Source organism: Phenylobacterium soli (assembly GCF_003254475.1).
GTDB classification, from domain to species: Bacteria; Pseudomonadota; Alphaproteobacteria; order Caulobacterales; family Caulobacteraceae; genus Phenylobacterium; species Phenylobacterium soli.
In genome coordinates, this window is sequence record NZ_QFYQ01000001.1 from 1883424 (window position 1) to 1905774 (window position 22351).

Consider the following 22351-nt stretch of genomic DNA (forward strand, 5'->3'; position numbering starts at 1 on the left):
CGCGGCGGGCGTCAATTCCGACATTTCGAGGCTTTAGGCCGAGGCCAGGGCCTTCTCGAGGTTCACCGCGACCTTGTCGATGAAGCCCTCGGTGGTCAGCCAGCCCTGGGTGTCGCCGACGAGCAGCGCCAGGTCCTTGGTCATCGAGCCGCTCTCGACGGTGGAGACGCAGACCTGCTCCAGGGTTTTGGCGAAGCGGTCGAGCTCGGCGTTGCCGTCGAGCTTGGCGCGGTGCTCCAGGCCCCGGGTCCAGGCGAAGATCGAGGCGATCGAGTTGGTCGAGGTCGACTCGCCGCGCTGGTGCTGGCGGAAGTGGCGGGTGACGGTGCCGTGGGCGGCCTCCGCCTCCATGACCTTGCCGTCCGGCGTCATCAGCACCGAGGTCATCAGGCCGAGCGAGCCGAAGCCCTGAGCCACCTGGTCGGACTGCACGTCGCCGTCGTAGTTCTTACACGCCCAGACGAAGCCGCCGGACCACTTCAGGGCCGAGGCGACCATGTCGTCGATCAGGCGGTGCTCGTAGACGATGCCGGCTTCCTTGTACTTCTCGGCGTACTCGGCCTCGTAGATCTCGGCGAAGATGTCCTTGAAGCGGCCGTCATAGGCCTTGAGGATGGTGTTCTTGGTCGACAGGTACAGCGGATAGCCGCGGTTCAGCGCGTAGGCGAAGCTGGCGCGGGCGAAGTCGCGGATCGACTCGTCGACGTTGTACATGGCCATGGCGACGCCAGAGCCCTTGTAGTCGAACACATCGCGCTCGATCGTCTGGCCGTCGGCGCCTTCCCACTTGATGGTCAGCTTGCCGGGGCCGGGGACCTTGAAGTCGGTGGCGCGGTACTGGTCGCCGAAGGCATGGCGGCCGATGATGATCGGCTGGGTCCAGCCGGGGATCAGGCGCGGCACGTTCTTGCAGATGATCGGCTCGCGGAAGACCACGCCGCCGAGGATGTTGCGGATCGTCCCGTTCGGGGACTTCCACATCTCCTTCAGATCGAACTCCTTCACCCGCGCCTCGTCGGGGGTGATGGTGGCGCACTTGATGCCGACGCCGTACTTCTTGATCGCCTCGGCGGCCTCGACCGTCACCTTGTCGTCGGTGGCGTCGCGGTGCTCCATGCCCAGATCGTAGTATTCCGTCTGGAGATCAAGGAACGGGAAGATCAGCTTGTCCTTGATGAGCTTCCAGATGATCCGGGTCATCTCGTCCCCGTCGAGATCCACGACGGGGTTGGCGACTTTGATCTTGGCCATGAGAGGCGCAACGCTCCTAGCGCGAACTTGTGGGTTGCGGGCCGTATAGCGGTCAGTGACGCGCGCGCAAAGGCTAACGCGCGGGGTTTCTGGAATTGAACGCATCTCAGGCGCCGCGGCGGAAGCAAGTCGTTGCCTTCGGGGGTCCAGAACGGTCAAAAGCGGGCATGTCAGACGCGTCTTCCAAGGTTTCGCCCCAAGCTTCCCCAAAGGCTCCGGCCATCATCCTCGTGGCGTCGCAGATGCCGGAGAACATCGGCGCGGCGGCCCGCGTGATGGCCAACTTCGGGCTCTCCGACCTGCGCCTGGTGAACCCGCAGAGAGGCTGGCCGCAGGAGCGGGCCTGGGCCTCGGCGTCCGGCGCCGACTGGCCGCTGAACGCGGCGCGGGTGTTCGACAGCGTGGCGGACGCCATCGCCGACCTGAAGCTGGTCTACGCCACCACGGCCCGGCCGCGGGAGCTGCGGCTGCCGGTGCACACGCCCCGCGAGGCGGCCGCGCACCTCTCGCAGGCGTCGCGGGAAGGGCAGGGCGTCGGCCTCGTGTTCGGCGGCGAGCGGGCGGGGCTGGAGACCTCCGACATCGCGCTCTGCCAGGCGGTGGTGACGGTGCCGATCGATCCGCTGTTCCGCTCGCTGAACCTCGCCCAGGCGGTCGCCATCAACGCCTACGAGTGGCGGCTGACGGTGCTCGACGCGCCGCCGGCGAACTTCCGGGAGGGCGATCCACCGGCCGACCGCGCGGCGATGATGGGCCTCTTCGAACACCTGGAGCGCGAGCTGGAGACGGCCGGCTTCTTCCATCCGCCGGAGAAGACCCCGGCCATGATCCACAACCTCCGCTCGGCCCTGTCGCGGGCCCATTTCACCGATCAGGAGGTGCGCACCCTGCGCGGCGTGGTCACCGCCCTGTCGCGGGGCCGCGGCAAGGTCCTGGAAAAGCTCGCCCGCAAAGCCGGCAAGGAGGGCGAATGAGCCTCGCCAAGCTGCTCGACGATCTGCCGATTCCGATCATCCAGGCCCCGATGCTTGGGGCGCACGACGAGCGCCTGGCCCTGGCCGCCTGCCGCGCCGGGGCGCTCGGCTCCTTCCCGGTCTCCTCCCACGCGCCGGAGGACATCGAGCCGGCGATCGAGGCTCTCCGCGCCCAGGCCGGGGATGCGCCCTTCGCCGTCAATCTGTTCGTCCTGCCCGAGCGTGCGAGCGCATCGGCGGAGACGCTCGACGCCGCCCTGGCGCGGCTCCGGCCCTGGTATGACAAGGTGGGCGCGCCCCTGCCGGAGCATCCCAACAGCTTCGCGCCCGATTTCGAGGGCCAGCTCGCAGCCCTCACCCGCGCCGCGCCGCCCATCGCCTCCTTCACCTTCGGAGCCCTGAGCCGGGCCCAGGTCGAGGCCCTGCATGACGGCGGGACCTACGTGCTCGGGACCGCCAACACCGTCGCGGAGGCGCGGGCGTGGGCGCAGGTCGGGGCCGACGGGATCGTCGCCCAGGGCATGGATGCCGGCGGGCACCGGGGCAACTTCCTCGCCGACATCGAGGAGAGCCTGGTGGGCGCCCTGCCGCTGACCGCCGCCATCATCGCCGCCGTAGAGCTGCCGGTGATCGCCGCGGGCGGGATCATGGACGGGCGGGGCCTGGCGGCCGTCCTCGCGCTCGGCGCCAAGGCCGCACAGATGGGCACGGCCTTCCTGCTCAGCGAGGAGGCCACCAGCCATCCGCTCTGGCGCGCCGCCATCGAGGCGGCGCCCGACGATCCGACCCGCCTCACTCGCGCCTTCTCGGGCCGCTACGCACGCGGCATCGAGAACCGATTCATGCGCGATATGCGTTCGATGGAGCGGGATGTGCCGGCCTATCCGGTGCAGAACCGGCTGACCCAGCCGCTGCGCGCCGCCGCCGCCAAGGCGGGCGATGCGGAGGCGATGGCGCTGTGGGCCGGCCAGGGCGTGAAGCTTGCGCGTCCGGGCGGCGCGGAAGAGATGGTCCGCCGCTGGTGGCGCGAAGCCAGGGAAGCCGCGCGGTTGCTGGCGGATCGCACCGGGGTCGCCTAATTTCAGGTGGCCTAGTTTGGAGGACTGATGGGCGTTTCGAACCGATCCCTCGCCGCCGGTGCGGCCCTGCTCCTGGTGGGAAGCCTGGCGCCGATGCTGGCCGCGCCGCCGCAGCGCACCGCCGAGCGCGGCGTGCGCCGGGCGCTGATCCGGCTGAACGAGCTCTTGTCGAAGCGCGACATGGCGATCCTCGACGAGTTCACAGGCAACGAGGACACGGTGCTCGTGGCGCCGGTGGCCAAGGACCGCGCCCGCGGCCGGGCCCAGCTGGAGGTCCATTTCCGCGAGTTCTTCGCCCGCCCCGACACGCTCAGCTTCGCCTGGCGCGAGGTCGAGGTCTCGGTCCATGGACCGGTGGCCTGGCTCCACGCCGAGGGCGAGGCCGTGCTGCACGGCGCGGACGGCGACACCCGCCAGCCCTACTGCCTGACCGGCGTGCTCGAACTGCACGGCGGCAAGTGGTTGTGGCGGCTGTTCCACGGCTCGCTGCCGACCGCCTGAAGCCTGCCCTGAACTTGACTCCTCGGATCGCGGTGGGCATACACCCCGCCTTCCAGCCGCCGGGCCTGCCCGTGCGGTCAGGAAGCTATGACGGGTGATGCGAAGCCGCCGTTGAAATCGCGCCTCCATCTCGGAAGCGCCGGCTCGTGTCGGATAGAGAGTGACTGATGTCCAAGCGCCATAGCGCCAAGTACAAGCTCGACCGCCGGATGGGCGAAAACATCTGGGGTCGCCCGAAGTCCCCGATCAACAAGCGCGCCTACGGCCCCGGCCAGCATGGCCAGCGCCGCAAGTCCAAGGTCTCCGACTTCGGCCTGCAGCTGCGCGCCAAGCAGAAGCTGAAGGGCTACTACGGCAACCTGACCGAGAAGCAGTTCAGCCGGATCTACGAAGAGGCCGCGCGCCGCAAGGGCAACACCTCCGAGAACCTGATCGCCCTGCTCGAGAGCCGCCTGGACGCGGTGGTCTACCGCGCCAAGTTCGTGCCGACCCCCTTCGCCGCCCGCCAGTTCGTCAACCACGGCCACGTGCTGGTGAACGGCAAGCGCGTCAACATCCCGTCCTACCGTGTGAAGCCGGGTGACGTGGTCCAGGTGCGCGAGCGTTCGCGCAACATGGCCCTGGTGCTCGAGGCCCTGCAGTCGGTGGAGCGTGACCACCCCGACTACATCACCGTCGACGCCAAGAGCATGGCGGCCACCTTCGTCCGCGCGCCGGAACTGGCCGAAGTGCCGTATCCGGTGAAGATGGAGCCGAACCTGGTGGTCGAGTTCTACGCGTCCTAACCGGCGCCGAACTCCAGAAGATCAAAGGCCCCGGAGCGATCCGGGGCCTTTTTCTTGTGCCCGCCTAGAAGACGAAGTCGCTGGCGGTCAGGCTCGTGACGTTGTGGACGACGATGTAGTCTGTGTCGCCCAACAGGACGACGGTGCTCTCCTGCGAGCCGTTGGAGTCGGCGTCGTAGGCGAAGACCTTGCCGGCGAGGCCGCTCCAGCTGGTCGCAAAGGCGGTGAGGTCGATGACGTCGTGTTCGGCCGTGCTGCTCCCGACCCCCGAGTTGCCCATGTTGAAGTCCCAGATCGAGTCGACGCCGCCGCCCGTCCCGTAGACGAACCGGTCGTCGCCGGGTCCGCCATAGAGATCGTCCGCGCCGCCTCCGCCGTTCAGCGTGTCGGAGCCGCCGGTGACGTCGCCATACATGAGCCAGCCGTCGCCATAGAGGTTGTCCTGGCCGTCGCCGCCGTTGAGGATGTCATTTCCCCCATGTCCATCCATCTGGAAGGCGTCGCCATACATGTTGGTCGATCCGCTTCCGGTGGCCGTGAGCGTATCGTTGCCGCCGGTCCCTGGCAGGGTGTCGTCGCCGCCGCTCAGCATGTAGTCGCCGTCACCGACCATTTCGGCGTGCGATGTCGGGTCGGTGAGCTGGGCGGTCAGGACGTCGTCGCCCCCGCGCCCGTAGAGGTACTCGGCGTCCCCCACGAGATAGACGTAGCTGTATGTGCCGGTGGTGGTGGCGGTGAGGGTGTCGCTGCCGCCCTGCGCGGTGTCCCAGAGATCGTAGGCGTCGCCCACGAGGAAGCACGCCTGCTCCGAACCGCCGTCATCGCTGAGGAGCAGGTCGGCGCCGCCGCGGCTGACGCCGTCCATCCAGTCGGCATCGCCGTAGAGATCGCTTTCCTGGCCGGCCCCGCCCGAGAGGGTGTCGCCGCCCCCGACGGCGCTGTCGTGCAGCTGGTTGGCGTCGCCGTAGAGGACGTCCGTGCCGGCGTCGCCGTGGATCAGGTCGGCGCCGCCGTGCGCGCTGCCCGACAGGGTGTTCGCGTCGCCGAAGATGGTGTCGTCGCCGTCACCGCCATAGATCTGATCCGCGCCCCCGGCGCTCTTCCTGGCGAGGATGTCGGTGTCGCCATAGATCGTGTCGTTGCCGGCCAGGCCGTTGATGATCTGGGCGCCGGGGCGCCCCTTGGCGTCGTCGCCGTAGATGAGGTCGTCGTCGATGGTGCCGTTGATCGTGGGTATCGGGCGGGCCATTGAATGGTCTCCTGTCAAGGTTGGCGGAGACCGCCTGCCCCCCATGAAGTCGGCCTCACGCGCCACAGGCTCGGGCGATCGCCGGCGTCGGGTTTGATCTCGCGCAACCGCGCCATCCCTCAGTTCGGCCAGATCGCCCGTCCGCCTACTCATTGTGGGCGCGCCGGCCGCGCGCCTCGCGCATGGCGTGCGGGCGGTGAAAAATCGCCCCGGCCCGCGCCGGGGCCTTTCCCCGGCCCGCGCCCTGTGGCGGAGTGGGACGATGAACCGGCGTGTCTTCCTGATCGCGGCGCTCGCCCTGGCCGGCTGCGCCTCCCTGCCGCCGCCGAAGATCCAGGCTCCGCCCGGTTCGGCGCTGCAGGAACTCGAGCCGCTCTACCTCGCCCTCGCCGGCCGCGACGCCCTGACCATCCAGGTCTCCTCCAACGGCTGCACGGCCAAGGAGGACTTCGCCTTCTACGTGGAGCCGAGGGGTGAGGCCGTGACCCTCGCCTTCGGCCGCAAGCGGATCGACACCTGCAAGTCGTTCGCCATGGGCCGGCAGGAGCTCACCTTCAGCTGGGCCGAGCTTGGCCTGAAGCCGCGGACGCCGGTCTTCCTATTGAACCCGCTGGTCCCCTGGACCGGGCCCGGAGCGTGAGCGGATCGCCTCGGCCTGCTCGGGGCTGAACTCCACGCCGACGCGGTGGACGGCCTCGGGAAACTCCAGACGGATCCAGTCGAGCACCTTCTCGCGCACCTCGCAGCGCAGGTCGAACAGCTGGTCGGGCGTGGCGGCGCTGACAAGGCCACGGACCTCGACGACGTTCTCGCGGGCGTCGGTGACCTGCAGCCTGGCCACATTGCCGTCCCAGAGGGGGGAGGCCTTCACCACCTCCTCGAACCGTTCGCGCACCGGCCCGATCGGCAGACGGTAGTCGAGCAGGAAGGTCACGCCGCCCTGCCGGTCCGCCGACTCCCGCGTCCAGTTCTGGAACGGTTGATCGAGGAAGTACTTCAGCGGCACGATCATCCGCCGGTCGTCCCAGAGGCGGATCACCACATAGGTGGCGTTGATCTCCTCGACCCGGCCGTACTCGTTCTGGATGAAGACGCCGTCGTCGATGCGGATCGGCTGGGTGAGGGCGATCTGCACCCCGGCGATGAGGTTGGACAGCACCGGCTGCAGGGCGAGACCGACGATGATGCCGGCCGCCCCGCCGGCCGCCAGCAGGCTGACGCCCACCTGGCGCACGGCCGGGATGGTCATCAGGGCCATGGCGGCGGTCAGCACCACCACCAGGGTCGCGAGCGCCCGGCGCAGGATGCGGATCTGCGTCAGGTGCTTGCGGGCCAAGAGGTTGTCGGTCTCGTCGACGCGGTAGCGCCGCATGTAGATCGCCGCGCCGATGTCAAGGGCGGTCAGCACCACCCAGCCCACCAGCACGATGAAAGCGATCAGCAGGCCGTGCTGGATGGTGGCGCCCTGGCTGGGCGGGAAGGGCGCGGCGTGCACCGACCAGCTCAGGGCGAAGATGATCAGCGCGAGGCGTCCCGGGCCCCGGGTGCGCACCAGGAGCGAGCGCCAGAAGATGTTCTTCTCGCCGACGGTGCGGCGCACTGCGCGCACGATGCCGCCATAGACGAGCTGGACCAGGCCCAGCGCGACGGCCGCGACGGCGACGCTGAGAGTCCAGGGCGGCGCCCAGGCAAGGTGCGCCTGGAGGCCGTTGATGAGGTCTTGGAGGGTCACAATCAGCAGTTTTGGTGGAAGCTGCAGCTCAAACCACCCGCCTGCCCTCTTGGTTCACGCCTCGGAGGTCAGATGAACATCTCGACCATGTGGCGCGGCACGCGCTTGGGACGCCCCGTGGCCTTCTCGACCAGGCACCAGACTGTGCGCACCTGGGCGCACATGGCGCCGTCCGGCCCGTCGATGCGCACGAAGCGGTCGAAGCGCGGGCCCTCGGTGTTGTCGGAGACCCAGGTCCGCGCCTGGGCGGTCTCGGCCGGCAGCAGCGGGCGGCGGTAATCGACCTCGTGGCGCAGCGCCACCCACGCGAAGTCCGCCTGGTCTTGCGCCAGCGCGCGCGAGCGCCAGTGGGCGATTGCCAGCTGCTGGGCCCAGTCGAGATAGACCACGTTGTTCACATGACCATTCTCGTCGATGTCGGCAGGCTTGGGCGTGAAGGTCGTCTCGAAGACCTGACGCCCCTCCGGCGGCTCTAGAAGACGGCTCAAGCCGCCAGCACGCCTTGCTCTTCCAGGAACGGCTTGAGTTCGCCGGTCGAGAACATCTCGCGGACGATGTCGGCGCCGCCGACGAACTCGCCCTTCACATAGAGCTGCGGGATGGTCGGCCAGTCGGAATAGCTCTTGATCCCCTCGCGGATCGCCTCGGACTGCAGCACGTCGACGCCGACGTACTCGACGCCGAGATGGTCGAGGATCTGCACCACCACGCCCGAAAAGCCGCAGCGCGGCTGGTCCGGCTCGCCCTTCATGAACAGGACGACGGGGTTCTCGGTCACGGCCTGGCGGATGAAGTCGTGGACGGGGTTGGCGGTCGCAGCGTCGGTCATGGGTCGCCCTTTCGGCGGGAACTTTCAGGCCAAGAGCTAGGGAGCGGCGCCCCCTGGGTCAAGCGCGCCATCTGGACGCGCGTGGACGGGCGTGTGGGCTCAGGCGGGGGCGGAGGTCTCCAGCGCGAGGGCGTGCAGCTCTCCGCCGACGCGTCCCTTGAGGGCGGCATAGACAAGCTGGTGCTGTTTCACCCGCGGCAGGCCCTTGAACGCGGGCGAGACGATGCGGGCCTTGTAGTGGTCGCCGTCGCCGGCGAGGTCCTGGACCTCGATCTGGGCGTCGGGGAAGCCTTCGCGGAGGGCGGCTTCCAGGGCTTCGATGGGCATGGGCATGGGGGCGCTATACGCCCGTCATTCCCCGGCGAACAAGAGGCCGAGGCCAAAGCCGCCCATCAGCACCGCCGCGGCGCGGTCGAGCGGGCGCTGGGCGCGGGCGTAGGCGGCCGCCGCGCGGCGCGCCGAGAACAGGAAGGCCATGGCCACCTGCCAGAGCTGGCAGGTGACGACCACGATGACCACCGCCGCGGCGTGGACCCAGAGCGGGGTGTTCGGCCCCACATAGGCCGAGAAGATCGAGGCGAAGTAGAGCACCGACTTCGGGTTGGTCATGTTGATCGCGAAGCCCTGCCAGAAGGCCGGCCCGAAGCGCGTGCCGCCCACCGCCTCGCTCTCGACGCCTGGCCCTTCCGGCCGGGCGCGCCAGATGGCGATCGCGAACCAGAGCAGGTAGAGCCCGCCGCCGATGCGCAGGAACTTGTAGAGCCAGGGCGCGGCCGCGAGCAGGGCCGCCAGGCCAAGCGCCGCGGCGGCGCACCAGACGATGCAGGAGAGGGTGGTCCCCAGGCCGGCCGCCATGGCCACGGCGCGGCCGCGCCGCATGCCGAGCCGCATCAGCATGAAGTTGTTCGGTCCGGGGATCGCGCAGGTGGCGACGGTGACCAGGAACAGGGTGGCCAGGGAGAGGAGGTGGGCGTTCATGCGCCCTATGTAGCGGAGCCCTGCTGACAGCGCGTGTCAGCAGGGCCACACGCTGTCAGTCGATGATGCTGGAGTAGACGATGCTCTTCAGCTGGCCGCGGAAGTTGAAGGTCCCCGACGGCATCAGCTGGGTCATGAACACCACCGACAGGTCTTCCTTGGGATCGACCCAGAAGATGGTCGAGGCGGCGCCGCCCCAGTAGTAGTCGCCGGCGCCGAGGGTCCCGGTCTGCACCTGGCCCTTGGTCGAGGCGAAGCCCAGGCCGAAACCGACGCCCTCGTTGGCCGTCTCGGAGAAGGAGCCGAGCGCGGTCTGCGTCAGGTCCTTGTCGTCCGGCAGGTGGTTCATGTGCATCAGCTCGATGGTCCGCGGGCCCAGCACCCGGTGGCCGTCGAGCTCGCCGCCCCGGCGCAGCATCTCGCAGAAGCGCATGTAGTCGGCGCTCGTGCCGGTGAGGCCGCCGCCGCCGGACTTGAAGCCGGGCTCCTTGGTGAAGTCGCTGGTCTGCGGATCGTCGATCAGCTTGAGCTTCTTGTCCGGGCCGCGCTGATAGTTGGCGGCGAAGCGCTCGACCTTCTCCGGTGCGACCTGGAAGGCGGTGTCGGTCATGCCGAGCGGCTCGAAGATGGTCTCCTGCAGGTACTGGGCGAACGGCTTGCCCGAGATGATCTCGACGAGGGCGCCGCAGACGTCGGTCGCCAGCGAGTACATCCAGGCCGTACCCGGCTGGTAGCGCAGCGGCACCTGGCCGAGCTTGTCCATGAACTGCTGCATGGTGTCGGCCCCGCCCACCGAGCGGACCTTCAGCTCGCGGTAGATACGGTCGATGGGGTGCTGGATGCCCACGCCCGGCAGCCCGCCGCCGTAGGTCAGGCCAGCCATGTGCGAGAGCACGTCGCGGAAGCTCACGGGCCGGTGCGCCGGCTCGGTCTGCATCATGTCGCCTTCGCCGGAGCTCCAGACCCGATGCTCCTTCCACGAGGGCACGAAGCGGCTCACCGGGTCGTTCAGCTGGAAATAGCCCTGCTCGTAGAGGGTCATCAGCGCGACCGAGGTGATCGGCTTGGTCATCGAATAGATGCGGTAGATGGTGTCGTCCTGGGTGGGCTTGGCCCGCTCCAGGTCCATCATCCCGAAGTTCTTGAAATAGGCGAGATGGCCGTGGCGGGCGACGCTCACCTGACAGCCGGCGATCTTGCCCTTCTGGATGTAGTTCCGCTCGAGATGGTCGCCGATGCGCTCCAGGCGCTTCGCGTCCAGGCCCGTCCACTGCGACTGGGCGTCCATGAAATATCCTCCCTGAAAATGACATTCGCTGTAATTGGCCGTCATCATGGGCGCCGAAGGGCGCTGAAGCCAATACCGAACGGAGGGGACGCGTGGAGGAACTGGAAGCGCTGGCGGCGGAGATCGGTGAGCGCCTGAAGGATCGCGGCGAGACGATTTCCGTGGCGGAGAGCTCGTCCGGCGGCCTGATCTCGGCGGCGCTGCTCAGCGTGCCGGGCGCATCGAAATATTTCCTGGGCGGTGCGGTGGTGTACACGGCCAAGGCCCGTGTGCTGCTGATGGACCTGCCGCGCGAGGCGGTGGAGGGCATGCGCTCGGCCAGCGAGCCCTACGCCCTGCTCCTGGCGCGCACGGCGCGCGAGCGGTTCGGCGCCACTTGGGGGATCAGCGAGACCGGCGCGGCCGGACCGACCGGCAACCCCTACGGCGACGCGGCCGGGCACACCTGCGTCGCCATCTCGGGTCCCGTCGAGGCGGCGATCACCATCGAGACCGGCGAGACCGACCGGGCCGGCAACATGCGCGCCTTCGCGGCCGCGGCCATGGAGATGCTGAAGCGGGCGCTCGCCTAGGCCGGCTCGAACCGCGGGGCGGTCGCGGCCCATTCGCGGCCCAGGCGGACGAAGTCGAAATCCTCGGGCGCGACCGCGCGCACGCCGGGGATCACCGCCCAGGGGATGGCGCTCTCGACCCAGGTCTGGGCGACGGGCCGCACCCAGCTCGCGTCGTCCAGCGTGCCGGCGCGCAGGCTCATGTAGTCGGCCGTCTTGGGATTGACCGCGAACACCCGCAGCCGGCAGTGCGGGCACATGTTGTGGTCGATCGCCAGGCCGGACGGATTGGCCAGTCGCACCACCTCGGGCTCGCCGCTCACCGTCACGTCGGCGGAGCGCACCACCACCGTCAGCCCGAACGCCGAGCCCGAGCGGGTCTGGCAGTCATGGCAGTGGCAGGCGTAGGCCAGCAGCGGGGCCGCGTTCAGCGAATAGCGGATCGCTCCGCAGTAGCATCCGCCGGTCTGCGGCAGGCTGACGACGTCCATCGGCGTGCTCCCCCCAAGAAGCCCTCTGCCGACCAAGATGGGGGCGCAAGCTTCAGCTTGCGAGGGTCAGCGGCTGCGCAGGAAGGCGAGGGCCGCCAGCCGGCAGGCCGAGGCCAGGCCGCTGTCCCCGCGGGCGTCGTCGATGCGCCCGATCAGCCCCGCCAGGCTCGCGCCCTCGGCGGCGGCCATCTCGTCGAGCACCGCCCAGAACTCCGGCTCGAGGGCGATGGAGGTCGCGTGGCCCGAGAGCAGGACCGATCGTTTGCGAAGGCCCGGCAAAGGTCAGTCGTCCCGCTTCGCCTGGTCATGCGCCCGGCGCGCGCGCTCGGCCTCGAGCTTTGACACCTGCTTCTCTAGCTTGCTGCGGCCGAACTTCACCCGGTTCTCGGCGGCCTTGGTCCTGGCCTCGGCTGCCGCCTTCGCCTTGCGCGCCTTGTTCAGGTTGATCAGTTCGACCATGGCGACCTCTTCGCGGGCGAAACCTGGGCCCAGCGCGGCGGGTTGTTCGGGCTCAGCATCCAAGGAGACGAAGCATGATTCAATCTTCGCAAATCCGCGAGCACATGGAAGTGGTTGGCTCGGACGGTGGCCACGTGGGCCGCGTCGACCATGTCATGGGCGACGAGATCGAGCTGTCCAAGATGGACCTCGCCGCCGGCTTCAAGCACCACATGATCCCGATGAGCTGGATCGACCGTATCGACGGCGACAAGGTCTGCCTGAACATGACCAAGGACGCCGCCAAGGACGCCTGGCGCGAAAAGCACTGAGGCTAGTTTCCCTCCCCCGGGAAGGGGGAGGGACATTGCAAGGACCTACTTCAACTGGCCGCAGAAGCGCTGGATGCGCGTGCAGGCGTCCTCGAGGACCGAGTTCGCCGTGGCGTAGCTGATCCGGAAGTGTGGCGAGAGGCCGAAGGCCGCGCCGAACACCACCGAGACGCCCTCGGTCTCCAGCAGCTCGACGGCGAAGTCCTCGTCCGACTGGATGACCTTGCCCGACGGGGCGGTCTTGCCGAGCAGCCCCTTAACGGACGGGTAGACGTAGAAGGCGCCTTCCGGCGTCGGGCACTGGATGCCGCTCGCTTGGTTGAGCATCGAGACCACCAGGTCGCGGCGCTCCTGGAACAGCTTCTGGTTCGGCTTGATGAAGTCCTGCGGCCCGTTCAGGGCCTCGACCGCCGCCCACTGCGAGATGGAGGAGGGGTTGGACGTCGTCTGGCTCATGACCTTGGCCATCAGCTTGATCAGCGGCTCGGGCCCAGCCGCATAGCCGATCCGCCAGCCGGTCATGGCGTAGGCCTTGGAGACCCCGTTCATGGTCAGGGTGCGGTCGTAGAGCGCCGGCTCCACCTGGGCGATGGTCCAGTATTCGAAGTCGTCGAACACCAGGTGCTCGTACATGTCGTCGGTGAGGATCCACACGTGCGGGTGGCGCAGCAGCACGTCGGCCAACGCCCGCATCTCGGCCTTGGTGTAGGCCGCGCCCGACGGGTTCGACGGCGAGTTCAGGATGATCCAGCGGGTCTTGGGCGTGATCGCCGCCTCGAGCTCGGCCGGGCCGACCTTGAAGCCGGTCTCGGCCGAGGTCACCACGGCCTTCGGCTCGCCGCCGGCTAGCAGCACGATGTCCCAGTAGCTCACCCAGTAGGGGGTGGGCACGATGACCTCGTCGCCGGGGTTCAGGGTCGCCAGCATGGCGTTCCAGATCACCGGCTTGCCGCCCGGCGAGACGTTCACCTGGCTCGGCTTGTAGCTGAGGCCGTTCTCGCGCTGGAACTTGGCGCAGATGGCTTCCTTCAGCTCCGGAATGCCGTCGACGTTGGTGTACTTCGTCTTGCCGTCGCGGATCGCCTTGATGGCGGCTTCCTTGATGTTGTCCGGCGTGTCGAAGTCGGGCTCGCCCGCGGCCAGCGAAATCACGTCGCGGCCCTGCGCTTTCAGCTCGCGCGCTTTCTGATCCGCCGCCAGGGTGGCGGACGGCTTGACGCGCGAAAGAGCGGCGGACTGCAGCGACATGACGGGGAGAACTCCCTGCTGGGTTTTCGGATGGCCGGGGATTTAGCCCTAAGGCTCCCCCCGGGCAAACCCTCGTCGCCTCAGAGGAAGTTGGAGAGGGCGATGTCGAACAGGGTGCGGCCCGCCAGCATCACCCCGGCGTCGGCGCCGTTGGCGGCATTGCCGTCGGTGTCGGCGAACACAAAGACGTTCCCGCCGACCTGGGCCGCCACATAGATCGCGCCCGTCGCGGCGATGTGCTCGTTGGCGATGCGATAGGCCTCGGGGAAGTCGGCCGCGACGAACTCGGAGTAGCTGCGCGGCAGGATGTCGGCGACGGCGTGGACCTGGGCGAAGAGCAGGTGCTCGTCGGCGCTCCAGTCGCGGATCTCGTCCCAGTGGGTGGGATCGCTGGGCGGCGGGACGCTGGCGTGAATCTCGAAGATGTCGGCCCAGGCGCCGCCGAGGACGACGTCCTTGCCGTCGCCGGCGATGACGATGCGGTCGACGCCGTCGCCGCCGTCGACATAGGTGGTCCCCGAGCCGGTGATGGTGACGATGTCGTCGCCGCGGCCGGCGTCGACCACGTCGTCGCCACCGCTGGTCTTGATCTCGTCGTCGCCGTCGCCGCCGTGGATCGTGTCGTTCCCGGCGCCCCCGAACAGCACGTCGTTGCCGAGGTCGCCGCTGATGTAGTCGTCGCCCTCGCGGCCGGTGATGGCGTCATCGCCCTGGCCGCCGAGCAGGGTGTCGTTCCCCGCGCCGCCGTAGAGCTGGTCATCGCCCTTGTTGCCGTGGGCCCAGCCGCCGTGGAGGTCGCCCGTGGCGCCGAGCTCGATGCGGTCGTCGCCCTGGCCGCCGGAGATCGTGTCGGCCCCGCCGTCGCCGTAGAGGGTGTCGTTGCCGGCGTTGCCCTGCACCCGGTCGTCGCCGGCAAGGCCGTGGACGATGTCGTGGCCCTCGCCGCCATAGAGGGCGTCGTGCCCCAAGGTGCCGCCGGTCGACTGGCGATCCGCATCGCCGATGACGAGCCGCGAGCCGTCTGTCACGTCCAGGGCTCCGCGCAGGGAAAGGCCCGCCAGGTTCTGCCCGAACACGACCGTCCGCTCTCCGACGCTGAGCTCGATACGGGCGGGCAGGTCGGGCGTCGCGGCCAGATACCTGACCACGGCCCGGGCCGCCGGCCCGCTGTGGAGGGTCAGATAGTCCCCCGTCTGGATATTGAGCGCCTCGTCGGCGGTGATGGTCTCGAAGCTGTAGGCGGTCACTCTTGAGTCCCCCGCGGTCCTGAACGTCCCTCTGAGACCGGCGATATGGGGACGTTTCATAATTACGCAACTTAAAAAGACGCAATATCCGGGCTCAGCTTGACCCGTCCCCCCGAACAGGCGACCTCAGCGCCCATGCGCCGGCTCTTCGCCTTCCTCTCGAACATGGACGCCAAGGCGTGGCGGGCGCTGCTCGTCTCCTTCGTGCTGTTCGGCGGGGTTGGACTGGTCTTCCTGTTCGGGGCCCAGGTGCTGGGCTTCAACGGCGAGGCGACCGTCGAGCATTGGCTGGGCGCGGCGAGTGGCCCCTGGGCGCTGCCGGTGGCCGTGGCGGCCTTCGCCATCCTCGCCTTCGTCGGTGTGCCGCAGTTCATGCTGATCGCCGCGGCGGTGGTGGCCTTCGGGCCGCTGACCGGCTTCGCCTACAGCTGGATCGGCACCATGGTCTCCTCGCTGGTCGGCTTCTACCTCGGCCGCCTCGCCGGCGCCCGGACGCTGTCCACCTTCTCGGGCGAGGGACTGAAGCAGTTCATGGAGCTGGTCGGACGCAACGGCTTCTTCGCCAGCCTGATCGTCCGCCTGGTGCCCTCCGCGCCGTTCATCGTCGTCAATATGGCGGCGGGCGTGACGCCCATGCGAGTGCTGGATTTCACCTTCGGGACCGGCATCGGCATCGTGCCGAAGATCGCCCTGACCTGCTTCGCCGGAAACTCGCTGGCGCGGGTGATGCGCGGCGAGGGTGACGCCGGCCACCTCTTGGCGCTGGGCGCGGTGGTGGCCATCTGGCTGGGCATCGGCTGGTTCGCGCGGATCTGGCTGAAGCGGCGCGAGGGGGTCGAACCATGATCAAGCTGTTCTACAACCTCGGCGCCTGCAGCCTGGCCTCGCACATCGCCCTCGAAGAGGCCGGCGCCGACTACGAGGCGATCCGCATCGACACCCGCAGCGGGGTGCAGGGGCGGCCGGAATACCTCGCGATCAACCCGAAGGCCCGGGTGCCGGCCCTGGTGACCGAGCGCGGCGTGCTGACTGAGACGCCGGCCATCCTCGCCTGGATCGCCCAGGCCTTCCCGCAGGCGGCGCTCGCCCCGACCGACCCCTGGGCCTTCGCCCAGGCGCAGTCGTTCAACAGCTATCTCTGCTCCACCGTCCACGTGGCCCACGCTCACCGCCACCGCGGCTACCGCTGGGCCGACGAGGAGAGCTCCTTCGCCGACATGCGCCGCAAGGTCCCGGAGACGGTCGGCGCCTGCTTCCAGCTCATCGAGGACGAGTTCCTGCGCGGGCCGTGGGTGCTCGGCGAGGCCTATTCGATCTGCGACGCCTATCTCTTCACGATCGCCGACTGGCTGGAGGACGACGGGGTGGATCCCCGCCGATTCCCCAAGGTCTTCGACCACCGCGAGCGGGTCCGCGCCCGTCCCGCCGTCGCCAAGGTGCTGGCCGAAGAGGCCGCCGCGCCCTTCGGCGAAGTCGCTATCGGTGGTTGATTGTTGCGCGGAACGCGCGATTTGCCGCGCGCCGCGCAATAAGCTTGCGGGGCAGGGCCCATTTGGTTACACGGACAACTATGCGCACGCGCTTGGACAGCCTGCTTCTTCTCGAGCTGGGGCTTAGCAGCCCCTGGGCGCCTTAACAGGCTGCGCGTCTTCGCGGCCGGGCGCTCAGGGGATTTCACCCCCGCCCGACTGTCCTGAACCCCGCGAAGAGATTTGAAATCCATGTCCGTCACCGATTCCGCCGCTGAAAAGCGCGACCGCGTCATCATCTTCGACACCACCATGCGCGACGGCGAGCAGTCGCCCGGCGCCTCCATGTCGCTGGAAGAGAAGCTGGAGCTGGCGAAGATCCTCGAGGAGATGAAGGTCGACGTCATCGAGGCCGGCTTCCCGATCGCCTCGAACGGCGACTTCGAGGCCGTGCGGCAGATCTCCGAGATCGTCACCGAGAGCGTCGTCTGCGGCTTGGCGCGCGCCGGCCAGGCGGACATCGAGCGCTGCGGCGAGGCCATCAAGAAGGCCAAGCGCGGCCGCATCCACACCTTCATCTCGACCAGCCCCGTCCACATGAAGTGGAAGCTGCAGATGGAGCCGGAGCAGGTGCTGGAGATGGTCACCCGGTCGGTGAGCCACGCGCGCAACTGGACCGACGACGTGGAGTGGTCGGCCGAGGACGCCACCCGCACCGAGCGCGACTTCCTGCTGCGCTGCGTGGAGGCCGCCATCAAGGCCGGCGCCACGACCATCAACCTGCCCGACACCGTCGGCTACAGCTATCCCAGCGAATACGCGGACCTGTTCCGCGACGTGATCGCCAACGTGCCGGGCGCCGACGGGGTGATCTTCTCCACCCACTGCCACAACGACCTCGGCCTGGCGGTCGCCAACTCCATCGCCGGCGTCCAGGGCGGGGCGCGTCAGATCGAGTGCGCGGTCAACGGCATCGGCGAGCGCGCGGGCAATGCGGCGCTGGAAGAGATCGTCATGGCGCTCAAGGTACGCGGCGACAAGCTGCCCTTCGAGACCGGCGTCGACACTCAGCACATCACCCGCGCCAGCCGCTACGTCTCGGCCATCACCGGCTTCCCGGTGCAGTTCAACAAGGCGATCGTCGGCAAGAACGCCTTCGCCCACGAGAGCGGCATCCACCAGGACGGGATGCTGAAGAACGCCGAGACCTACGAGATCATGAAGCCGGAGGACGTCGGCCAGATCGAGAGCAATCTCGTGATGGGCAAGCACTCCGGCCGCCACGCCTTCCGCGAGAAGCTGAAGGAGCTGGGCTACGAGCTGGGTCAGAACGCCCTGAACGAGGCCTTCCAGCGCTTCAAGGACCTGGCGGACAAGAAGAAGCACGTCTTCGACGACGACATCGTCGCCCTGGTGGACGACGCGCTGGCGTCCGGCGCCGACCGCATCCAGGTGAAACACCTGCGCGTGATCGCCGGCACCGAGGGCCCGCAGGAGGCCTTCCTGACGGTGACCATCGATGGCGAGGAGAAGTCGGCCAACGCGACCGGCGACGGTCCGGTCGACGCGGTGTTCAACGCCATCGGCGCCGCCGTTCCGCACGAGGCCATCCTGCGCCTCTTCCAGGTGCACGCGGTGACCGAGGGCACCGACGCCCAGGCGCAGGTCTCCGTCCGTCTCGAGGAGGACGGCCGCATCGCCACGGGCCAAGCGGCCGACACCGATACGCTAACCGCCTCGGCCAAGGCCTACGTCAACGCGCTCAACAACCTCCAGGCGCGCAAGGAGAAGAGCGCGCCCGGCAAGGTCGCCAGCGGGTTCTGAGCCCTCGCTCCGCGCAAGCGGGGCGGAGCTTACGGACATGCTCTGGATCTTCATGACCGCAGCGGCCGCGCCGCTGCAGGTGGCGCGCAACGCGCTGCAGCGCGGCCTCGTCGGCGACGCCGGCCCCTGGGGCGCGACGCTGGTGCGCTTCCTGTTCGGCCTGCCGTTCTCGTTGGCGATCTTCGCCATCGCCGCGACGCTCGCGGGGCGCGTGGCCCCGAGCATCTCGCCGCGCTTCCTGCTGAGCGTCTCCCTCGGCGCGGTGGCGCAGATGAGCGCCACGGCCGCCCTGCTGGTGGCCATGCGCCGCTCCGGCTTCGCCGTCGCCACTGTGATGCAGCAGGCGTCGTTGCCGCTCGCGGCGATCGGCGGCTGGCTGCTGCTGGGCGACGCGCTCGACGCCCACGCGTGGATCGGCATCGCCGTCACCAGCGCGGGCCTGACCATCCTCTCCTGGCCGCGCCGCGAGCAGATGGAGGGAGCAGGGTTCGGCGTGCTGATGGGCCTGGCCTCCGGCGCCGCCTTCGCCGTGGCGCTCAACGCATACCGTGAGGCTGGCCGGGCGCTGGAACCGGCGCATCCGCTCTATTCGGCGACCGCCGCGGTGTGCGTGGCCCAGACGATCCAGTCGCTGATCCTGGTGGCTGCGCTCGCCGTCTGGCGGCCCGGCGCGCTGCGGGCCGTGGTCCAGTCGTGGCGTCAGTCGCTCGGAGCGGGCTTCTTCGGCGCGGCGGCCTCGGCCTGCTGGTTCGGCGCGCTCGCCATGGCGCCGGCAGGGCCGGTGCGCGCCGTCGGCGTCATCGAGGCGCCGATCGCCGCGGCGGCCGGGCGGCGGCTCTTCAAGGAGAAGCTCAGCCTTCGCCAGCTCCTCGGCGGCGCCCTGGCGGCGGGCGGGGTGGCGCTCACCGCTCTGGGGTAGCAGCAGCGTCGGGAACGCTGCTAACCCTGGCGACAAGGAGGCTCATCCCATGGCGCAACCTCACGCGGCGGCGGGCGGCCATTTCACCATCGGCGGCGATCTCACCGTCAACCGGCTGGGATTTGGGGCCTACTGGATGTGCGGCGACGAGGGCTGGGGCGAAGCGCCTCGCGGCGCGGTCGAGCTCCTGCGGCGCCTGCCCGACCTCGGCGTGAACCTCATCGACACCGCCGACTCCTACGGCCCGCACGTCTCCGAACTGACCATCCGCGAGGCCCTTCGGCCCTATCCGAAGGACCTGGTGATCGCCACCAAGGGCGGCTACGCCCGGCCGCGGCCCAATGCCTGGATCCCGCTCGGTCGGCCGGAATACCTGATCGCCTCCGCCAAGCAATCGGCCAGCCGCCTCGGCGTCGAGACCATCGACCTGTGGCAACTTCACCGGATCGACCCGAAGACGCCGATCCATGACCAGTTCGACGCCATCGCCCGGCTCCGCGCCGAGGGGGTGATCCGTCACGTGGGGCTGTCGGAAGTGGGCATCGAGGAGATCGAGGCCGCCCAGGCCTATTTCCCGGTGGCCACCGTGCAGAACCTCTACAACCTGGCCAACCGCCACTCCGAAGCGGTGCTCGACTGGTGCGAGGCGCATGGGGTGGGCTTCATGCCCTGGTATCCGCTGGGGCAGGGCAGCGTGATGACCAACGAGACCCTGCACCGGATCGCGCCGAACTACGGTGCGACCCCGGCCCAGTTGGCGCTCGCCTGGCTGCTGCGGCGCAGCCCCGTGATGCTGCCCATTCCCGGCACCCGCGACCCGGCGCACCTGACGGACAATGTCGCCGCCGCCGCGATCCGCCTCTCGGACGAGGACTTCGAGGCGCTGAGCGCGATTGCGCCGCCAAGGCGCTGACCCTAGCTTCGCGGCCATGAAGACCTTCGCCATGCTGCTGGCGGCGCTGGCGCTCGAGCTCGCGGGCCGCGCTCCGGCCAGAGCCGCCGAGCCGGCGCCAGTGGTGGCCGCCGCGGCGGACCTCTCCGGCGCCTTGCCGCAGGTCGCGGCGGCGTTCGAGCGCCAGAGCCATCGCCCCGTGAAGCTGGTGTTCGGCTCCTCCGGCGCCTTCACCCAGCAGATCCTGGCGGGGGCGCCCTTCCAGTTGTTCCTGTCAGCCGACGAGGCCTATGTGGCGAGGCTCGCCCAGGCCGGCCGGACCGAGGACCCGGGCGCCCTCTATGCGGTGGGGCGGATCGGGCTCTTTGTCCCCTATGGCTCTCGGCTGAAGGCGGACGGGTCCCTGAAGGACCTGATCGCGGCGAGCGCAGACGGGCGACTTCGGAAGTTCGCCATCGCCAATCCGGAGCACGCGCCCTATGGGCGCGCCGCGGTCCAGGCGCTGCAGCACGCCGGCGCGTGGAGCGCCGTCGAGGGCAAGCTCGTCCTCGGCGAGAACGTGGCCCAGGCGACGCAATTCGCCGCCTCCGGCGCGGCCGAGGGCGGCGTCATTCCGCTGTCGCTGGCGCTGACGCCGGCGGTGAAGGCCAAGGGCCGCTTCGTGCTGTTGCCGGCCGAGTGGCACGCCCCGCTTCGCCAGCGGGCGGCGCTGATCAAGGGCGCCGGGCCGACGGCCAGGGCCTTCTACGCATACCTGCAGGGGCCGCAGGGTCGGGCGATCCTCGCCCGCTACGGCTTCAGCGTCCCCAAGTGACTGCGGCTGGCATGGGGGCAGGGGGCATGGACTGGGACGCCTTCGGGGTCTCTCTCAGGCTCGCCGCCTGGACGGTGGTCCTGCTCGTGCCGCTGGGGCTGGTGCTGGCGCGCGCCCTGGCCTTCCGCCGCGTTCCCGGCCGGCCCGTGGTCGAGGCGGCGGTGGCCGCGCCGCTGGTCCTGCCGCCCACCGTGCTCGGCTTCTATCTGCTGGCCGCGTTCGGCGGCGGCTCCTGGCTCGGAAACGCCTGGAGCGCGGCCTTCGGCCACCCGCTGGCCTTCAGTTTCGCCGGCCTGCTGGCCGCCAGCCTGATCTTCAACCTGCCCTTTGCGGTGCAGCCCATGCAGAGGGCCTTCGAAGCCCTGCCGAGCGACGTGCGGGAGGCCGCCTGGGTCAGCGGACTTTCGCCCTGGGCCACCTTCTGGCGGATCGAACTGCCGCTCGCCTGGCCGGGCGTGCTCTCGGCCCTGGCCCTGACCTTCGCCCACACTATGGGCGAGTTCGGCGTGGTGCTGATGGTCGGCGGCTCGATCCCGGGCCAGACGCGGACCCTGGCGTTGTCGATCTACGATCGTGTGCAGGCCTTCGACTTCGGCGCGGCGGGCGCGATGAGCGCCGCCCTGCTGGCCTTCTCGATCCTGGCCATCGCCGTGGTGCATGGCGTCTCCAGCCGGGTGGGCGCACGCCGTGGCTGAGCCGGGTCTTCACGTCCATTTGTCTCAGGCCCAGCCGATCCCGCTGGAGGTCGAACTGGCCTGCGCGCCCGGCGAGGTCCTGGGGGTCGTGGGGCCGTCCGGCGCCGGCAAGACGACCCTGCTGCGCGCCATCGCCGGCGTGACCAAGGTGAGGGGCGGCCGCATCGCAGTCGACGGCGAGACCTGGTTCGACAGCGCGGGGGGGATCGACCTGCCGGCGCACCGCCGGGCGGTGGGGCTGGTCTTCCAGGAACACGCCCTGTTCCCGCACCTGACCGCGCTCGGCAACGTGGCGGTGGCGCTCGGCCATTGTCCCGCGACGGAGCGGCAGCCGCGCGCCGCCGAGCTTCTTCGCCGCATGCACCTCGACGGCCTGGAGAATCGGCGTCCGGCCGAACTGTCCGGCGGCCAGCGCCAGCGGGTGGCGATCGCCCGCGCCCTGGCGCGCGATCCCAAGGTCCTGCTGCTCGACGAGCCGTTCTCGGCGGTGGATCGCCGCACCCGGACCCGCCTGCACGCCGAGATCGCCGAGCTTCGCAACGGCCTGTCGATTCCCATGCTGCTGGTCAGTCACGACATCGACGAGGTGACCCGGCTCGCCGACCGCATCGCCTTACTGGACCAGGGATCGCTCAAGTTGACGGGGCGCGCCTCGGAACTGCTCTCCCAGCCTCTGGCGCGGGAGCTTTTGCTCGGCGAAATTGCCGAAACGCCGGATCATGGCGATTAAGAGGCGAACCTCTGTCAAAAAACTCGCGCGCGACG

General features: G+C 69.3%; 28 protein-coding genes. 15 read left to right on the top strand and 13 right to left on the bottom strand.

The genetic code is table 11. The annotated features are described in order from the left end of the window. Positions 1–33: 33 nt before the first annotated feature. Entirely contained in the window at positions 34–1251 is a 1218-nt protein-coding gene (locus DJ017_RS09385) for an NADP-dependent isocitrate dehydrogenase (protein ID WP_111528472.1), read from the bottom strand. A gap of 167 nt (positions 1252–1418) precedes the next feature. On the opposite strand from DJ017_RS09385, the gene DJ017_RS09390 reads away from it, so the two are divergent. The 4 genes from DJ017_RS09390 (at position 1419) to rpsD (ending at position 4590) form a co-directional block, all read left to right on the top strand. Then, positions 1419–2225 (top strand): RNA methyltransferase, encoded by an 807-nt coding sequence (locus tag DJ017_RS09390; RefSeq protein WP_111528473.1) that lies wholly within the window; start codon positions 1419–1421, stop codon positions 2223–2225. Beyond that, the gene (locus DJ017_RS09395; RefSeq protein ID WP_111528474.1) at positions 2222–3304 is read left to right on the top strand and encodes an NAD(P)H-dependent flavin oxidoreductase; all 1083 of its coding nucleotides are present in this window, start codon (positions 2222–2224) and stop codon (positions 3302–3304) included. Before DJ017_RS09390 ends, DJ017_RS09395 begins: the two co-directional genes overlap by 4 nt. Before the next feature lie 27 nt (positions 3305–3331). Further along, positions 3332–3805, top strand: coding sequence for a nuclear transport factor 2 family protein (locus DJ017_RS09400; RefSeq protein WP_111528475.1), 474 nt, complete (start codon positions 3332–3334; stop codon positions 3803–3805). 167 nt (positions 3806–3972) lie between these two features. Beyond that, a complete protein-coding gene (rpsD, locus tag DJ017_RS09405) occupies positions 3973–4590 on the top strand; it encodes a 30S ribosomal protein S4 (RefSeq protein ID WP_111528476.1) in 618 nt (205 codons plus the stop codon). Between the two features lie 64 nt (positions 4591–4654). On the opposite strand, the gene DJ017_RS09410 is transcribed toward rpsD, so the two are convergent. Next, positions 4655–5839 carry a calcium-binding protein gene (locus DJ017_RS09410; RefSeq protein WP_111528477.1) on the bottom strand — a complete coding sequence of 395 codons (1185 nt, stop codon included), beginning with the start codon at positions 5837–5839 and terminating at the stop codon, positions 4655–4657. Between the two features lie 262 nt (positions 5840–6101). Between DJ017_RS09410 and DJ017_RS09415 the strand changes: the two genes are divergently transcribed. Beyond that, entirely contained in the window at positions 6102–6479 is a 378-nt protein-coding gene (locus DJ017_RS09415) for a hypothetical protein (RefSeq protein ID WP_111528478.1), read from the top strand. Here DJ017_RS09415 and DJ017_RS09420 read toward each other — a convergent pair. The 6 genes from DJ017_RS09420 to DJ017_RS09445 form a co-directional block, all read right to left on the bottom strand. Then, positions 6438–7571: a mechanosensitive ion channel family protein gene (locus DJ017_RS09420; RefSeq protein WP_111528479.1), complete on the bottom strand. Its 1134-nt coding sequence runs from the start codon at positions 7569–7571 to the stop codon at positions 6438–6440. The genes DJ017_RS09415 and DJ017_RS09420 overlap by 42 nt on opposite strands. 68 nt (positions 7572–7639) lie before the next feature. Next, a complete protein-coding gene (locus tag DJ017_RS09425; RefSeq protein ID WP_111528480.1) occupies positions 7640–8059 on the bottom strand; it encodes an acyl-CoA thioesterase in 420 nt (139 codons plus the stop codon). Beyond that, positions 8056–8400, bottom strand: coding sequence for a Grx4 family monothiol glutaredoxin (gene grxD, locus DJ017_RS09430; RefSeq protein ID WP_111528481.1), 345 nt, complete (start codon positions 8398–8400; stop codon positions 8056–8058). The genes DJ017_RS09425 and grxD overlap by 4 nt, the downstream gene beginning before the upstream one ends. 99 nt (positions 8401–8499) lie before the next feature. After that, positions 8500–8733 (bottom strand): BolA family protein, encoded by a 234-nt coding sequence (locus tag DJ017_RS09435; RefSeq protein ID WP_111528482.1) that lies wholly within the window; start codon positions 8731–8733, stop codon positions 8500–8502. Positions 8734–8751: 18 nt separating this feature from the next. Continuing rightward, positions 8752–9378: a LysE family translocator gene (locus tag DJ017_RS09440; protein ID WP_111528483.1), complete on the bottom strand. Its 627-nt coding sequence runs from the start codon at positions 9376–9378 to the stop codon at positions 8752–8754. Between the two features lie 55 nt (positions 9379–9433). Further along, positions 9434–10666 (bottom strand): serine hydrolase domain-containing protein, encoded by a 1233-nt coding sequence (locus tag DJ017_RS09445; protein WP_111528484.1) that lies wholly within the window; start codon positions 10664–10666, stop codon positions 9434–9436. A gap of 92 nt (positions 10667–10758) precedes the next feature. On the opposite strand from DJ017_RS09445, the gene DJ017_RS09450 reads away from it, so the two are divergent. After that, entirely contained in the window at positions 10759–11238 is a 480-nt protein-coding gene (locus tag DJ017_RS09450) for a CinA family protein (protein WP_111528485.1), read from the top strand. Here the strand turns inward: DJ017_RS09450 and DJ017_RS09455 are convergent. The 3 genes from DJ017_RS09455 to DJ017_RS09465 form a co-directional block, all read right to left on the bottom strand. Further along, complete coding sequence (locus DJ017_RS09455) at positions 11235–11708, bottom strand: GFA family protein (RefSeq protein WP_111528486.1); 474 nt, start codon at positions 11706–11708, stop codon at positions 11235–11237. The genes DJ017_RS09450 and DJ017_RS09455 overlap by 4 nt on opposite strands. A 66-nt stretch (positions 11709–11774) precedes the next feature. Continuing rightward, entirely contained in the window at positions 11775–11987 is a 213-nt protein-coding gene (locus tag DJ017_RS09460; protein ID WP_111528487.1) for a ribbon-helix-helix domain-containing protein, read from the bottom strand. 3 nt (positions 11988–11990) lie between these two features. Further along, on the bottom strand, positions 11991–12167 hold the full coding sequence (locus DJ017_RS09465; protein ID WP_111528488.1) for a DUF4169 family protein: 177 nt from the start codon (positions 12165–12167) through the stop codon (positions 11991–11993). 74 nt (positions 12168–12241) lie between these two features. Here DJ017_RS09465 and DJ017_RS09470 point away from each other — a divergent pair, with 74 nt between their 5' ends. Continuing rightward, positions 12242–12478 carry a DUF2171 domain-containing protein gene (locus DJ017_RS09470; RefSeq protein ID WP_111528489.1) on the top strand — a complete coding sequence of 79 codons (237 nt, stop codon included), beginning with the start codon at positions 12242–12244 and terminating at the stop codon, positions 12476–12478. A gap of 45 nt (positions 12479–12523) precedes the next feature. Here DJ017_RS09470 and DJ017_RS09475 read toward each other — a convergent pair whose 3' ends face one another. Both DJ017_RS09475 and DJ017_RS09480 read right to left on the bottom strand, forming a co-directional pair. Beyond that, complete coding sequence (locus DJ017_RS09475; RefSeq protein ID WP_111528490.1) at positions 12524–13726, bottom strand: pyridoxal phosphate-dependent aminotransferase; 1203 nt, start codon at positions 13724–13726, stop codon at positions 12524–12526. A gap of 80 nt (positions 13727–13806) precedes the next feature. Further along, positions 13807–14973, bottom strand: a complete 1167-nt coding sequence (locus DJ017_RS09480; RefSeq protein ID WP_165830583.1) for a calcium-binding protein — start codon at positions 14971–14973, stop codon at positions 13807–13809. A 135-nt stretch (positions 14974–15108) separates the two neighbouring features. Between DJ017_RS09480 and DJ017_RS09485 the strand changes: the two genes are divergently transcribed. The 8 genes from DJ017_RS09485 to DJ017_RS09520 all read left to right on the top strand — a co-directional run bounded on the left by DJ017_RS09485 (position 15109) and on the right by DJ017_RS09520 (position 22316). Next, positions 15109–15819: a TVP38/TMEM64 family protein gene (locus DJ017_RS09485; protein WP_111528492.1), complete on the top strand. Its 711-nt coding sequence runs from the start codon at positions 15109–15111 to the stop codon at positions 15817–15819. Next, positions 15816–16463, top strand: a complete 648-nt coding sequence (locus DJ017_RS09490; protein WP_111528493.1) for a glutathione S-transferase family protein — start codon at positions 15816–15818, stop codon at positions 16461–16463. The genes DJ017_RS09485 and DJ017_RS09490 overlap by 4 nt, the downstream gene beginning before the upstream one ends. A 231-nt stretch (positions 16464–16694) precedes the next feature. Continuing rightward, positions 16695–18266 carry a 2-isopropylmalate synthase gene (locus DJ017_RS09495; protein ID WP_111528494.1) on the top strand — a complete coding sequence of 524 codons (1572 nt, stop codon included), beginning with the start codon at positions 16695–16697 and terminating at the stop codon, positions 18264–18266. Between the two features lie 37 nt (positions 18267–18303). Next, positions 18304–19185, top strand: coding sequence for a DMT family transporter (locus DJ017_RS09500; protein ID WP_111528495.1), 882 nt, complete (start codon positions 18304–18306; stop codon positions 19183–19185). A 49-nt stretch (positions 19186–19234) separates the two neighbouring features. After that, positions 19235–20098, top strand: a complete 864-nt coding sequence (locus tag DJ017_RS09505; protein ID WP_111528496.1) for an aldo/keto reductase — start codon at positions 19235–19237, stop codon at positions 20096–20098. Between the two features lie 16 nt (positions 20099–20114). Further along, positions 20115–20891 carry a molybdate ABC transporter substrate-binding protein gene (gene modA, locus DJ017_RS09510; protein ID WP_111528497.1) on the top strand — a complete coding sequence of 259 codons (777 nt, stop codon included), beginning with the start codon at positions 20115–20117 and terminating at the stop codon, positions 20889–20891. Positions 20892–20917: 26 nt separating this feature from the next. After that, positions 20918–21586, top strand: a complete 669-nt coding sequence (gene modB, locus DJ017_RS09515; RefSeq protein ID WP_111528498.1) for a molybdate ABC transporter permease subunit — start codon at positions 20918–20920, stop codon at positions 21584–21586. A 19-nt stretch (positions 21587–21605) separates the two neighbouring features. Further along, a complete protein-coding gene (locus DJ017_RS09520) occupies positions 21606–22316 on the top strand; it encodes an ATP-binding cassette domain-containing protein (RefSeq protein ID WP_227000085.1) in 711 nt (236 codons plus the stop codon). Positions 22317–22351 lie beyond the last annotated feature (35 nt).